Consider the following 13,420-nt stretch of genomic DNA (forward strand, 5'->3'; position numbering starts at 1 on the left):
GCTACGCTGCGACAGATGGTTCCGCTGTCACATGCCGCCGCGTTCGCTGTTGCCGCCCTGATCATCATTGTGATTCCGGGCCCGAATGTGTTGTTCGCGATCGGTCGAGCGCTGGCTTTGGGGCGGCGTTCCGCGGTTTTGTCGGTCGCGGGCACCGTCGTCGGATCACTCGTTCCGTTGGTTGCGGTGTCGTTGGGGCTCGGTGCGGTGTTGATGGCTTCGGCGACGTTGTTTCTGATCGTGAAGATTGCCGGGGCCGGGTATCTGATCTATTTGGGTATCGCGACGATTCGGCAGCGGAAGGAACTGGCGGCGGCTTTGCGGTCGGACCAGCCGAGCCTCGGTGAAAGCCGGGTTCTCGGACAGGGATTCATCGTCGGTGCCACCAACCCCAAGACGATCGTGTTCTTCGGCGCGGTTCTTCCGCAGTTCGCGGTGCCTGCCGAGGGTGCGCTGCCCGCGCAGTTGCTGGTCCTCGGCGCGATCTTCCTCGCGATCCAAGCGCTTTCGGACGGTTGCTGGGCGCTGCTCGCGGCGACGGCGCGGTCGTGGTTCGTGCGTTCGCCGCGACGCTTGGAGACTGTCGGAAGTACCGGCGGGGTGATGATCATCGGAGTCGGTGCGGGGATGGCGCTGACCGGCACGAACTGACTTCCCTCTCCAAGATATAGCCGATCCGGGGGCTTGCGGCAAGCCCCCGGTAGTGCTGCACAATCGCTGAGCTATCCAGGGACCAGCGATATTCGGGAGTAACACACGATGCAAGAGATGACCACCGACGTGATCGTTGTCGGCGCTGGGCCCGCCGGGTTGATGCTCGCGGGGGAGTTGGGTCGGGCCGGGGTTCGGCCGTTGGTGCTGGAACGTCGGGAGCAGCCGGGAACAGCGCAGAAGGCCAGCGGTCTCGGTGGGCGGATTCTGGATGTGCTGCGGTATCGCGGGCTGCTCGATCGGATCAGCGCGGTCAACGGTGACGCCAGTCCGAAGCCGATTTTCCCGTTCGGCGGGGTGTATCTGGATTTCACCGGCCTCGACGAAACCCCGTTGCACGCCATGGCGATTCCGCAGGCGCAGGTGGAGCAACTCCTGGCCGAGGATGCCATCGAGCTGGGCGCCGAGATCCGCCGCGGGCACGAGGTGGTCGCGCTGGAGCAGGACGCCGACGCAGTACTCGTGGAGGTGAACGGACCCGACGGGTCGTACCGGGTGCGCGCTCGCTACCTGGTCGGTTGCGACGGTGGGCGCAGCCGGATTCGTGGACTCGCGGGCATCGAGTTCCCGGGCAGCACGTATCCGGAGGTCAACCGGTTGGCCGCGGTGGCGGTGCACGAATCGGTGACCGTGCTCGACGACGGCGGAATCGAGGTGCCGGGATTCGGCCGGATCGCGCCGGGATTCACCCACACCGACCGCGGCGTGTTCGCGCTCGGCGCGGTCAGCCCCGAGTCGCGCGTGATGTTCTTCCAGACCACGGAGAACGACAACACCGAATACGACAACGACGAACCGCTGACCATGACCGAACTCGGCGACAGCGTCCGCCGCGTCCTCGGTGCGGAGGTTCCGCTGGGGGCACCGACGCGTTTGTCGCGCTACCAGTTCCAGGACCGGCAGGCCGAAAACTACCGCGTGGGTAGGGTTTTCCTCTCCGGCGATGCTGCTCACCTGCTGCCCGCCACCGGTGCCGCGATGAACCTCGGCATGACCGACTCGGTGAACCTCGCTTGGAAACTCGCCGCCGACATCCACGGCTGGGCACCGGCCGACCTGCTCGACACCTACCACGAAGAACGCCACTTCGCCGGTGGTCGCGCGCTACTGCAGACCCGCGCCCAGGCGGCCCTTCGCCAGGGCCAGGACCCCGCTGCCGAAGCGCTGCGCGCGGTGTTCTCCGAACTCCTCGCCGACGAACCCGCGCTGCGCCGCATGGGAGCTCTCGTCGCGGGCACCGACCTGCGCTACCCGAACACCGGAACCCATTCGCTCACCGGCACTTTCGTGCCCGACCTGCCGCTGCACACAGATCATGGCGCCACCGACGTCGCCGAACTCATGCACGCCGCACGGCCGATCTTCCTCGATCTGGCCGATCGTGCGGACCTGCGCGAAGTCGCCGAGGAGTGGGCACCGCGCGTGGTGATCCACACGGCGAAGACCGGTGATCGCCCGGCCGATGCTCTGCTGATCCGCCCGGACGGTCATCTCGCCTGGGCCGCAACGATCGACGAACCTTCCGACACCGCGAAATCCGAACTGCGCACGGCATTGGCGAAATGGTTCGGCATTCCGGAATCGATGCGATCGAAGTAGGTCGGCCTGAACCCGGTCGCCACGTGACGGAACGTCAGGCGAATCACGGTCCGGCCCTTGATCGTTCGGGCCGGGCCGGGTTCGCATTGAAATCCTCGATCGGCTGTGGATTAATCCTGGGATGAATGCGATCTCGACGACCGGCGGGCCGACGAAGCACGCGCTGCCCGGCTGGTCGGTGCCGATGGTGTTCATCATCGCCGCGACCTCGCAATATGTGGGCGCGGCGCTCGGTGTCTTCCTGTTCGACACCACCGAACCGTCCACCGTCGCGTGGTTGCGCGCCGCTGCGGCCGCCGTGGCACTGCTGGCGTGGCGGCGACCGTGGCGAACCCGCTGGACTCGGCGGGGGATCGCCACGGCGGCCGGTTTCGGCATCGTCACGGTCGGGATGAACATCGTGTTCTACGAGGCGATCGCGCGGATTCCGCTCGGCACCGCCGTCGCCATCGAATTCCTCGGCCCGGTCGCCGTGGCAACGCTGGGCTCACGACGGGCTCGCGATCTGATCGCCGTGGCGCTGGTGGCGGTCGGGGTGGTGTTGCTCGCCGGCGTGCAACTCGATGTCGAGCCTGTCGGCGTCGCGTTCGCCCTCGCCTCGGCAGTGCTGTGGGCGGCTTACATCCTGGTCGGCAAACGCGTCGCCGACACCGGTGACGGCCAGGATTCCCTCGCCGTCGGCATGGCGGCCGCAGCGGTCTTGCTGGCGCCGTTCGTGCTGATCCCGCAGCTGGCAATCGACGCCGGGGTGTTCGCCGACCCACGCACCTGGCTGCTCGGACTCGGCGTCGGCGTGCTGTCGAGCGCGGTGCCCTACGCGCTGGACCAGGTGGTTCTCACCGCGGTGGGCCGTGCGCGCTTCGCCCTGCTGCTCGCATTACTCCCGGCAACCGCGACCGTCGTCGGCGCGATCGCCCTGGCGCAGCGGCCCACCGCGCTGGAACTGGCGGGCATCGCACTGGTCATGCTGGCCTTGACAATCAGTGCGATACCCACCCGTCAGGCCGCGCCGGAACCGCCCGCGCCACTCTGATCACGTTCGAGGCGCCAGATCCGGCGTCGGTGCATCGACAGGCGTACTGGCACTGCGGATTCCGCGTAGAAGCAGGACAGCACCGACCACCACGAACGGTCCCGGCGTCGGCTCGACGACGACTGAGCAGAACACGCCCCAGCCGAGCACCATCCAGCCCAGGAACGCCGGCGGAACGATCCCGTTGCGATCCATCCAGACGACCATCACCCCGACCACGAACAGCGGCCAGCCGAAGCCGGCGGGGTTGCCCCAGAACGCATTCGCCGCGCCGGTGTCCTCCCACCAGTGCCCCCACAATTCCAAGGTCAGCCAGTCGTCGTAATAGGACCAGCTGGCCAGCATCCCGAGCATGAGATGCCCGATGCCGATGAACGCGATAATCCCGCCGCCCCACCTGATCATCCGATTCGAATTCGACTGTTCCATGGCTGACTCCCACCAGATATACGGCACCGTACAAGTCTGAGCATAACGCCAGATATACGGCTGCGTATAGATGATGGAGGTATGGGGTGGCGCACGTCGCGAGCCGCTTACGTCGACCGCCGGAACCCGCCCTCGGAGTCGATAACCAGCCCGACCACCCAACGCCCCCGATTCCATGACCTCGATCGCAGCCCACACCTATCGCGGCCGCAACCGAATACCCGACGGTCGGTAGCGATCTGGGCAGCTGATCACCATGCACTCATGCAAGCATCGCCCGAGAAGGATTCTGCACCAGTGCATGGTGATCAGACGTCCAGGTCGGGGTGGGAGTCGTCTGGCAGGCGATCATCGAGAAGGTTTGTCGTGGAATGGGTTCCGTGTGGTCAGTTGTTCTGGGCCAGGTAGTTGTAGATTTCGTGGACCTCGATGGTGGGCTGGTTGGGCATGCCGACTTCCATGCCGACGGGGCCGAGGGTGGATTCGGCGAAGCTCTGGAACTGTTCGGGGGATTCCCAGACGTCGGTGACGTGGAATCCGGTGTCGGTCTTTCTGGCCAGGTGGAACAGTAGGCCGGGGCCGCCGGAGCCGCCGTGCACGAAGCCCATTTTCGCGAGGGCCTGGTCGTACTGTTCGAGAGTCGAGCCGGTGAATTCGAGTTCGACGGCAATCGTCATGACGGTCATCTCCTTGCGCGGTCGAGCGGGGTGGAGTGTCTGAAGGCCCGGCCCAACAAGCGGGGGGTCGCGATCGAACATCGTGACCCGGCGCTCCGATCGGGCCACGACCGTTCTGTGCGGCGGCATGAACCCGTCGTCGCGATGTGATGCGGGTCACAGTCTAGTCCGCAGCCTACCTCTCGACAAGCCGTCCGGTCGGTTGGGACGTGGTCGCCCAGACCATTCCGATACCCGAGTCACCCGGCGCCGCCGGTGGTCGTGGGGCGGTACTGATCAGTTCGTATCCGAGCCGCTGGGGCACTGCCGCGCTACGGGCATTCTCTGCGTCACAACGGATTTCGACGCGCGCGATGTGGGGGAGGGCCAGTGCCACGTCGGTCAGGGCGCGGGCAGCGCGGGTGATGAATCCGCGGCCGGTGTGAGCGACATGGCCCCAATATCCGATTTCGATCGCGCCGGGTTCGATCCGGTCGTGCAGTCCGATACCGCCCACCACCTCGTCCGCTGCGGTGAAGATCCCGTACAGGTAACCACCGCTGGGCGTCGGCCAGTGCGCGGCACAGATCCGCAGGAATTGGCGTTGCCCGTCGAGCGTCGGCATCTGCTCCGCCCACGGCATCCACCGACGCAGATGCGCATGCGAATCGGTGAGCGCCGCGAACTGGCGGTCCAGGTCGCTCGGCTGCCAGCGGCGCAGCAGGACATCGCCCAGATCGACCCGCTCAGGCGGTGTCGCTGCGGGGCACGCGCTCATGTCGATGGCCATGTCCGATGATGGCGGAATCCGGCGATGCCCGGCAACGTAATTCCGGATGCTCGCCGACGTGAATGCGATCACGGATCGGTTCGAGCCGGGGTGGTCGGTGCGCCGTGCCACGGCGGTGAAATACGCGCGCTCACTGGACTTTCGGCGCGCATGTGATCACCGACACCTCGACACGCACCCGCGGATGGTCCGTGGTTGCGCTCACAGGTGGGCCTACCTGGTCAAAGGCGCCTCGGGGCGCTGATAGGCTGACGGGCGAGTTAGACATCCTTTAACGGACCGTCCGGTGAGGCGGGGAAGGAGGTCGGCATGGCTGTGCCCGAACGGGCGGCCAGAACCGGCGCGAGCGAAACATCGCAACGGCACACCCCGGAGTGGGTGGAAGCCGGACGCGAGCTGTTGTCCCCGTCGGATGTGCAGCGCACGGTAGCGCGGATGGCGCACCAGATCATCGAGAAGACCGCCCTGGATTCCGGCGACGCCGACGCACCGCGGGTGGTTCTCATGGGAATCCCGACGCGCGGCACCACCCTGGCCAATCGGCTGGCGGCCAAGATCGAGGAGTTCTCGGGCGTGCGTCCCGCGCTCGGCTCCCTCGACATCACCCTGTATCGCGATGACCTGCGCAGTCGCCCGCATCGCCCGCTCGAGCGCACCTCGGTGCCCGACGGCGGGATCGAGAACTCCCTGGTCGTGCTCGTCGACGACGTGCTGTTCTCCGGCCGCACAGTCCGCTCCGCCCTCGACGGCCTGCGCGACCTCGGCCGCCCCCGCGCCGTGCAGCTGGCGGTCCTCATCGACCGGGGTCACCGCGAGCTGCCGATCCGCGCCGACTACGTGGGCAAGAACGTGCCGACCTCGCGCGCCGAGGACATCTCGGTGCTGATGGTCGAGCACGACGGTCGTGATGGTGTTTACCTGCATCAGGAGGGCCAAGAGTGAAGCATCTGCTGACGGTCGCCGATCTTGATCGCGGCGCCGCCACCGAACTCCTCGACGAAGCCGAGCGCTTCGAACAGGCCCTGCTGGGCCGCGAGGTGAAGAAGCTGCCGACTCTGCGCGGTCGCACCGTGATGACGGTGTTCTACGAGAACTCCACCCGCACCCGCGTGTCCTTCGAGGTCGCGGGCAAGTGGATGAGCGCCGACGTGATCAACGTGAGCGCGTCGAGTTCGTCTGTCTCCAAAGGTGAATCGCTGCGCGACACCGCGCTCACCCTGCACGCGGCAGGCGCCGACGCGCTGATCGTGCGCCACCCGGCGTCAGGTGCCGCGCACCAGATCGCGCGCTGGATGGAGCAGTGGGCGCGCGAGGAGAACCGCGTCGCCCCGTCGATCATCAACGCCGGTGACGGCACCCACCAGCACCCCACCCAGGCGCTGCTCGACGCACTCACCCTGCGTCAGCGCCTCGGTGACATCGAGGGCAAGCGGATCGTGCTGGTCGGCGACATCCTGCACAGCCGGGTCGCCCGCTCGAATGTCTTGCTGCTCAACACCCTTGGTGCCGAAGTAGTCCTGGTTGCCCCGCGCACCCTGCTGCCGATCGGCGTGGAGGCGTGGCCCTGCCGGGTCTCGACCTCCCTCGACGCCGAATTGCCCGGTGCCGACGCGGTGATGATGCTGCGGGTGCAGGCGGAGCGGATGAACGGCGGGTTCTTCCCGTCGGCCCGCGAATATTCGATCAACTACGGACTGTCCGAGCGCAGGCTCGGACTGCTCGACGACGACGCCGTGGTGCTGCACCCCGGCCCGATGCTGCGCGGTATGGAAATCGCCTCGGCGGTCGCCGATTCGCCGAAATCGGCGGTGCTGCAGCAGGTGTCGAACGGTGTGCACATGCGGATGGCCGTGTTGTTCCGGCTGCTCGTCGGTCAGGAGGAAACGGTATGAGTGAGCTGCTGATCAAGAACGTCAAGCCCTACGGCGAAGGCGACCCCGTCGACGTCCTGGTGCGCGACACCATCATCGCCGAAATCGGTTCGGGCCTCGCGGTTTCCGATGACGCCGAGGTGATCGAGGGCAACGGCCAGGTCCTGCTGCCCGGCTTCGTCGACCTGCACACGCACCTGCGTGAACCCGGCCGCGAAGACACCGAGACCATCGAAACCGGTTCCGCCGCAGCGGCACTGGGTGGTTACACCGCGGTGTTCGCGATGGCCAACACCAGCCCGGTTGCCGACTCGGTCGTGATCACCGACCACGTGTGGCGTCGCGGCCAGGAAGTCGGCCTCGTCGACGTGTTCCCGGTCGGTGCGGTCACCGTGGGTCTGCAGGGTAAGCAGCTCGCCGAGATGGGCACGATGGCCGCCGGTATCGGCCAGGTCAAAATGTTCTCCGACGACGGCCACTGCGTCGACGACCCGCTGATCATGCGCCGCGCCCTCGAATACGCGAACTCCCTGGGCGTGCTCATCGCCCAGCACGCGGAAGAGCCGCGCCTGACCAAGAACGCCATCGCGCACGAAGGCCCCAACGCCGCGCGCCTGGGCCTGCAGGGCTGGCCGCGCGCCGCCGAGGAGTCGATCGTCGCCCGCGACGCACTGCTCGCTCGCGATGCGAACGCCCGCGTGCACATCTGCCACGCCTCCACCGCTGGCACCGTCGAACTGGTGAAATGGGCCAAGTCCCAGGGCATCTCGATCACCGCCGAGGTCACCCCGCACCACCTGCTCCTCGACGACTCGCGCCTGGAAACCTACGACGCGGTCAACAAGGTGAACCCGCCCCTGCGCGAATCCACCGACGTGGCCGCCCTGCGCCAGGCACTCGCCGACGGCATCATCGACTGTGTCGCCACCGACCACGCCCCGCACGCCGAACAGGACAAGTGCTGCGAATTCGCGGCCGCCCGCCCCGGCATGCTCGGCCTCGAGACCGCCCTGTCGATCATCGTGCAGACGATGGTCCAGCCGGGTCTGCTCGACTGGCGCGGTGTCGCGAAGGTGATGAGCGAGAAGCCCGCCGCGATCGTCGGCCTCGACGACCACGGTCGCCCGATCGCCGTCGGTGAACCGGCCAACCTCACGCTGATCGACCCCGACGCCGAGTGGACGGTGCGCGGCGCCGAGCTGGCGAGTATCTCGAACAACACACCGTTCGAGGACATGACGTTCCCGGCCGAGGTCACAGCCACCGTGCTGCGCGGCCGGGTAACTGCCCGCGAGGGCAAGGCGGTCGGGATCTAGGGAGGCCAGGACGTGGAAAGAACGCTGTGGGTAGTCGGGCTGCTGGCATTTTTCATTGTGTGCCTGTGGCTGATGTACCGGGCATGGCAGAAGAAGGCCACGCGACAGCAGGCACGCATCGGCGAACTGCCGACGGTGCCGGCCGAACTGGGCGCACAACTACTGGAACCGACCACCGGCATGTACCTGGGCAGCACCATCGCGCCCAGCTGGCAGGACCGGATCGCGGTCGGTGACCTGGGATTCCGGGCGACCGCCGAACTGACGCGGTTCGAACGCGGAATTCTGCTCGAACGCGACGGCGCCACGGTGATCTGGATTCCGCAGGAATCCGTGAGCGCTGTGCGTACCGAGCGCGGCCACGCGGGCAAAGTGATGACGGAAAATGGTGTGCTGGTAATTCGCTGGACACTGCCGAGCGGAACCGAGATCGATACCGGTTTCCGCGGCGACGACAAGACGGTGTACCCGGCATGGACTGCGGATGCGACCAGGGTGACGACGGGAGACGATGAATGAGCACAGATAAGGCAGCCTTGGTGCTCGAGGACGGCCGCGTATTCCGCGGAACCGCCTTCGGCGCGCAGGGCCAGACACTCGGTGAGGCCGTGTTCTGCACGGCGATGACCGGGTACCAGGAAACCCTCACCGACCCCAGCTACGCCCGCCAGATCGTGGTGGCCACGGCCCCGCAGATCGGCAACACCGGCTGGAACGACGAGGACGACGAGTCCGGCAAGATCTGGGTCGCCGGTTACGCCGTGCGCGACCCCTCGCGGGTCAGCTCGAACTGGCGCGCGACCACCACGCTGCAGGACGAACTGGACAAGCAGAGCGTCGTCGGCATCGCCGGGATCGACACCCGCGCGGTGGTCCGCCACCTGCGCAGCCGCGGTTCGATGAAGGCGGGCATCTTCTCCGGTGCCGCGCTGGCCACCGACGAGGAACTCCTCGCCCGGGTCAACGGCCAGGCCTCGATGCTGGGCGCCGACCTCGCCGAAGAGGTCAGCACCGACGCGATGTACACGATCGAACCGGTGGGCGACCACAAGTTCACCGTCGTCGCGGTCGACCTGGGCATCAAGACCAACACCCCCCGCATGTTCGCCGAGCGCGGCGTGCGCACGCACGTTGTCCCGGCCAACACCTCGATCGACGACATCCTCGCGCTCAACCCCAACGGCGTGTTCCTGTCGAACGGTCCCGGCGACCCGGCCACCCAGACCGGCGCGATCGCGCTCACCCAGGGTGTCCTCGAACGCGGGATCCCACTGTTCGGCATCTGCTTCGGCAACCAGATCCTGGGCCGGGCGCTGGGCCGTAGCACCTACAAGATGAAGTTCGGCCACCGCGGCATCAACATCCCGGTGATCGAAGAGGGCACCGGCCGCGTGTCCATCACCGCCCAGAACCACGGCTTCGCCCTCGAAGGCGAGCGCGGCGAGGTGTTCGACACCCCGTTCGGTAAGGCCGAGGTCTCCCACATCTGCGCCAACGACGGCACCGTCGAAGGGGTCCGGCTGATCGACGGCCGCGCCTTCTCGGTGCAGTACCACCCTGAGGCCGCCGCAGGCCCGCACGACGCCGCATATCTGTTCGACCGTTTCGCCGGTCTCATGGAAGGAGCCTGATGCCTCGCCGCGAGGATCTGAAGCACATTCTGGTGATCGGCTCTGGCCCGATCGTGATCGGCCAGGCGTGCGAATTCGACTACTCCGGCACCCAGGCGTGCCGGGTGCTGCGGTCCGAGGGACTGCGCGTGTCGCTGGTGAACTCCAACCCGGCGACCATCATGACCGACCCGGAGTTCGCCGACGCCACCTACGTCGAGCCGATCACCCCCGAGTTCGTCGAGAAGGTCATCGAGAAGGAACGCCCCGACGCCATCCTGGCCACCCTCGGTGGGCAGACCGCGCTCAACACCGCGGTCGCGCTGCACGAGAACGGTGTGCTGCAGAAGTACAACGTGGAGCTGATCGGCGCCGACTTCGACGCCATCCAGCGCGGTGAGGACCGGCAGAAGTTCAAGGACATCGTCGCCAAGGTCGGCGGTGAAAGTGCCCGCAGCGCAGTCTGTTACACCATGGACGAGGTGCGCGAGACCGTCGCCGACCTCGGTTACCCGGTGGTTGTGCGCCCGTCGTTCACCATGGGTGGGCTCGGTTCGGGCATGGCCTACAACGAGGCCGACCTGGACCGGATCGCCGGTGGTGGCCTGTCCGCGTCGCCGACCGCGAACGTTCTGATCGAGGAGTCCATCCTCGGCTGGAAGGAGTTCGAACTCGAGCTCATGCGTGACCGCAACGACAATGTGGTCATCGTCTGCTCGATCGAGAACGTCGACCCGATGGGTGTGCACACCGGTGACTCGGTGACCGTCGCCCCCGCGATGACCCTGACCGACCGCGAGTACCAGAAGATGCGCGATCTCGGTATCGCCATTCTGCGCGAGGTCGGCGTCGATACCGGTGGCTGCAACATCCAGTTCGCGGTGGATCCCAAGGACGGTCGTCTGATCGTCATCGAGATGAACCCCCGCGTCTCGCGTTCGTCGGCGCTGGCGTCGAAGGCCACGGGCTTCCCGATCGCGAAGATCGCCGCGAAGCTGGCCATCGGCTACACCCTCGACGAGATCGTCAACGACATCACCGGCGAGACCCCGGCTTCCTTCGAGCCGACCCTGGACTACGTCGTCGTCAAGGCGCCCCGGTTCGCCTTCGAGAAGTTCCCCGGCGCGGATGCCACGCTGACCACCACCATGAAGTCGGTGGGCGAGGCGATGTCGATGGGCCGCAACTTTTCCGAGGCGCTCGGCAAGGTGCTGCGTTCGCTCGAGACCAAGGCCGCCAGCTTCTGGACCACCGACGACGGCCAGTGGGCACCGGCGGATCCGAGCGATCCGGCGTCGGTGCGCGAGGCGATCGAGGCCATTCTCGCCGATCTGCGTGTGCCGACCGAGGGTCGCATCTACCAGGTCGAGCGTGCGCTGCGCTACGGCGCGAGCGTCGAAGAGGTCGCACTGGCTTCCGGTGTGGACCCGTGGTTCGTCGCCGAGGTGCTCGGTCTGGTCGAGCTGCGTCAGGAAGTCCTCGACGCGCCCGTCCTCGACGAGGATCTGCTGCGTCGCGCCAAGCACTACGGTCTGTCCGACCGTCAGCTGGCGGCGCTGCGTCCCGAGCTCGCGGGCGAGGCGGGCGTGCGCTCGCTGCGTCACCGCCTCCAGGTGCGCCCGGTCTACAAGACCGTCGACACCTGCGCCGCGGAGTTCGAGGCCAAGACCCCGTACCACTACAGCACCTACGAGCTGGACCCCGGTGCCGAGTCCGAGGTCGCCCCGCAGCCCGACCGCGAAAAGGTCATCATCTTGGGTTCGGGCCCGAACCGCATCGGTCAGGGCATCGAGTTCGACTATTCGTGTGTGCATGCGGCACAGACCCTTTCGGCCGCCGGGTACGAGACCGTGATGGTCAACTGCAACCCCGAGACCGTCTCCACCGACTACGACACCGCCGATCGCCTCTACTTCGAGCCGCTCACCTTCGAGGACGTCCTCGAGGTGTACAACGCCGAAGCCGAGTCGGGCACCGTCGCCGGTGTGATCGTGCAGCTCGGCGGTCAGACTCCGCTGGGTCTGGCGCAGCGCCTCACCGATGCAGGCGTGCCGGTGGTCGGTACCTCCGCGGCCGCGATCGACCTGGCCGAAGACCGTGGAGAATTCGGTGACGTGCTCGTCGCCGCCGGACTGCCCGCACCCAAGTACGGCACCGCCACCACCGTGGCCCAGGCCAAGAAGATCGCCAACGAGATCGGCTACCCGGTCCTGGTCCGCCCGTCCTACGTGCTGGGCGGGCGCGGCATGGAGATCGTCTACGACGAGCAGTCCCTCGAGGGCTACATCTCCCGCGCCACCGAACTCAACCCGGACCATCCGGTGCTGGTCGACCGCTTCCTCGAAGATGCCATCGAAATCGACGTCGACGCCCTGTGCGACGGCGAAGAGGTCTACCTCGGCGGCGTGATGGAACACATCGAGGAAGCCGGCATCCACTCCGGCGACTCCGCCTGCGCGCTGCCCCCGATCACCTTGGGCCGCAGCGACATCGAGGCCGTGCGACGCTCCACCATCGCCCTGGCCAAGGGCATCGGCGTCAAGGGCCTGCTCAATGTGCAGTACGCCCTCAAGGACGACGTGCTCTACGTCCTGGAAGCCAATCCCCGTGCCAGCCGGACGGTTCCGTTCGTCTCCAAGGCCACCGCCGTACCGCTGGCGAAGGCCTGCGCGCGCGTGATGCTGGGCGCCACCATCGCCGACCTGCGCAAGGAAGGCATGTTGCCGCCCGAGGGCGACGGCGGCCACGTGCCCCTCGACGCGCCGGTCGCGGTGAAGGAAGCCGTGCTGCCCTTCCACCGGTTCCGTCGCGCCGACGGCTCCGGCGTGGACTCGCTGCTCTCCCCGGAGATGAAGTCCACCGGCGAGGTCATGGGCATCGACGCCGACTTCGGCACCGCCTTCGCCAAGAGCCAGGCCGCCGCCTACGGCTCGCTGCCCACCGAGGGCACCGTGTTCGTCTCGATCGCCAACCGCGACAAGCGCGCCATGGTGTTCCCGATCAAGCGCCTGCACGACCTGGGCTTCCGGATCCTCGCCACCGAGGGCACCGCGGAAACCCTGCGCCGCAACGGCATTCCGTGCGAACAGGTGCGCAAGCACTCCGACCCGGACGCCACCGATCCGGCCACCGGCATGCCGGAAGCCTCGATCGTGGAGCAGATCCGCGACGGCGAGATCGACATCGTGTTCAACACCCCCTACGGCAACTCGGGCCCCCGCGTGGACGGCTACGAGATCCGCACCGCCGCGGTGGGCGCGAACATCCCGTGCATCACCACCGTGCAGGGCGCGGCGGCGGCGGTGCAGGGCATCGAGGCCAGCATCAACGGTGGCATCGGGGTGCGCTCGCTGCAGGAACTGCACTCCAAGCTGCGTGGCTGACCACCATGACGACAATCAGGAG

Annotated in this window: 12 protein-coding genes; 9 read left to right on the forward strand and 3 right to left on the reverse strand. The window is 67.1% G+C overall.

What is annotated here, in order from left to right:
• Nucleotides 1-15: 15 nt before the first annotated feature.
• The 3 genes from ACFWUP_RS26865 to ACFWUP_RS26875 all read left to right on the forward strand — a co-directional run bounded on the left by ACFWUP_RS26865 (nucleotide 16) and on the right by ACFWUP_RS26875 (nucleotide 3,343).
• Entirely contained in the window at nucleotides 16-651 is a 636-nt protein-coding gene (locus tag ACFWUP_RS26865; RefSeq protein WP_379238751.1) for a LysE family translocator, read from the forward strand.
• A gap of 117 nt (nucleotides 652-768) precedes the next feature.
• Nucleotides 769-2,310, forward strand: coding sequence for an FAD-dependent monooxygenase (locus ACFWUP_RS26870; protein ID WP_379238752.1), 1,542 nt, complete (start codon nucleotides 769-771; stop codon nucleotides 2,308-2,310).
• Nucleotides 2,311-2,431: 121 nt separating this feature from the next.
• Nucleotides 2,432-3,343, forward strand: coding sequence for a DMT family transporter (locus ACFWUP_RS26875; RefSeq protein WP_379238753.1), 912 nt, complete (start codon nucleotides 2,432-2,434; stop codon nucleotides 3,341-3,343).
• Here the strand turns inward: ACFWUP_RS26875 and ACFWUP_RS26880 are convergent, their stop codons facing one another.
• From ACFWUP_RS26880 to ACFWUP_RS26890, 3 genes are all read right to left on the reverse strand, one after another.
• Nucleotides 3,344-3,772 carry a DUF6463 family protein gene (locus ACFWUP_RS26880; RefSeq protein WP_379238754.1) on the reverse strand — a complete coding sequence of 143 codons (429 nt, stop codon included), beginning with the start codon at nucleotides 3,770-3,772 and terminating at the stop codon, nucleotides 3,344-3,346.
• Between the two features lie 386 nt (nucleotides 3,773-4,158).
• On the reverse strand, nucleotides 4,159-4,449 hold the full coding sequence (locus ACFWUP_RS26885) for a hypothetical protein (protein ID WP_379238755.1): 291 nt from the start codon (nucleotides 4,447-4,449) through the stop codon (nucleotides 4,159-4,161).
• Between the two features lie 175 nt (nucleotides 4,450-4,624).
• Entirely contained in the window at nucleotides 4,625-5,218 is a 594-nt protein-coding gene (locus ACFWUP_RS26890; protein WP_379238756.1) for a GNAT family N-acetyltransferase, read from the reverse strand.
• A gap of 309 nt (nucleotides 5,219-5,527) precedes the next feature.
• Here ACFWUP_RS26890 and pyrR point away from each other — a divergent pair, with 309 nt between their 5' ends.
• Genes pyrR through carB form a run of 6 tightly spaced genes read left to right on the forward strand, consistent with a single transcriptional unit; the run spans nucleotide 5,528 to nucleotide 13,398 of the window.
• Nucleotides 5,528-6,160, forward strand: coding sequence for a bifunctional pyr operon transcriptional regulator/uracil phosphoribosyltransferase PyrR (pyrR, locus tag ACFWUP_RS26895; RefSeq protein WP_379238757.1), 633 nt, complete (start codon nucleotides 5,528-5,530; stop codon nucleotides 6,158-6,160).
• The gene (locus ACFWUP_RS26900; RefSeq protein ID WP_379238758.1) at nucleotides 6,157-7,110 is read left to right on the forward strand and encodes an aspartate carbamoyltransferase catalytic subunit; all 954 of its coding nucleotides are present in this window, start codon (nucleotides 6,157-6,159) and stop codon (nucleotides 7,108-7,110) included. Before pyrR ends, ACFWUP_RS26900 begins: the two co-directional genes overlap by 4 nt.
• Nucleotides 7,107-8,405 (forward strand): dihydroorotase, encoded by a 1,299-nt coding sequence (locus ACFWUP_RS26905; protein ID WP_379238759.1) that lies wholly within the window; start codon nucleotides 7,107-7,109, stop codon nucleotides 8,403-8,405. The genes ACFWUP_RS26900 and ACFWUP_RS26905 overlap by 4 nt, the downstream gene beginning before the upstream one ends.
• Nucleotides 8,406-8,417: 12 nt before the next feature.
• A complete protein-coding gene (locus ACFWUP_RS26910) occupies nucleotides 8,418-8,924 on the forward strand; it encodes a transporter (protein WP_379238760.1) in 507 nt (168 codons plus the stop codon).
• Complete coding sequence (gene carA / locus ACFWUP_RS26915) at nucleotides 8,921-10,036, forward strand: glutamine-hydrolyzing carbamoyl-phosphate synthase small subunit (protein WP_379238761.1); 1,116 nt, start codon at nucleotides 8,921-8,923, stop codon at nucleotides 10,034-10,036. Before ACFWUP_RS26910 ends, carA begins: the two co-directional genes overlap by 4 nt.
• Nucleotides 10,036-13,398 carry a carbamoyl-phosphate synthase large subunit gene (carB, locus tag ACFWUP_RS26920; protein WP_379238762.1) on the forward strand — a complete coding sequence of 1,121 codons (3,363 nt, stop codon included), beginning with the start codon at nucleotides 10,036-10,038 and terminating at the stop codon, nucleotides 13,396-13,398. Before carA ends, carB begins: the two co-directional genes overlap by 1 nt.
• The last annotated feature ends 22 nt before the right edge of the window (nucleotides 13,399-13,420 follow it).

Origin of the sequence: Nocardia sp. NPDC058658 (assembly GCF_042716665.1) — a bacterium.
GTDB lineage: Bacteria > Actinomycetota > Actinomycetes > Mycobacteriales > Mycobacteriaceae > Nocardia.

What these genes read in the sequence shown, in the direction of transcription:
- carA (WP_379238761.1), top strand. Translation starts at nt 8,921, where the DNA reads ATGAGCACAGATAAGGCAGCCTTGGTGCTCGAGGACGGCCGCGTATTC.
- ACFWUP_RS26865 (WP_379238751.1), top strand. Translation starts at nt 16, where the DNA reads ATGGTTCCGCTGTCACATGCCGCCGCGTTCGCTGTTGCCGCCCTGATC.
- pyrR (WP_379238757.1), top strand. Translation starts at nt 5,528, where the DNA reads ATGGCTGTGCCCGAACGGGCGGCCAGAACCGGCGCGAGCGAAACATCG.
- carB (WP_379238762.1), top strand. Translation starts at nt 10,036, where the DNA reads ATGCCTCGCCGCGAGGATCTGAAGCACATTCTGGTGATCGGCTCTGGC.
- ACFWUP_RS26875 (WP_379238753.1), top strand. Translation starts at nt 2,432, where the DNA reads ATGAATGCGATCTCGACGACCGGCGGGCCGACGAAGCACGCGCTGCCC.
- ACFWUP_RS26870 (WP_379238752.1), top strand. Translation starts at nt 769, where the DNA reads ATGACCACCGACGTGATCGTTGTCGGCGCTGGGCCCGCCGGGTTGATG.
- ACFWUP_RS26905 (WP_379238759.1), top strand. Translation starts at nt 7,107, where the DNA reads ATGAGTGAGCTGCTGATCAAGAACGTCAAGCCCTACGGCGAAGGCGAC.
- ACFWUP_RS26880 (WP_379238754.1), bottom strand. Translation starts at nt 3,772, where the DNA reads ATGGAACAGTCGAATTCGAATCGGATGATCAGGTGGGGCGGCGGGATT.
- ACFWUP_RS26885 (WP_379238755.1), bottom strand. Translation starts at nt 4,449, where the DNA reads ATGACGATTGCCGTCGAACTCGAATTCACCGGCTCGACTCTCGAACAG.
- ACFWUP_RS26890 (WP_379238756.1), bottom strand. Translation starts at nt 5,218, where the DNA reads ATGGCCATCGACATGAGCGCGTGCCCCGCAGCGACACCGCCTGAGCGG.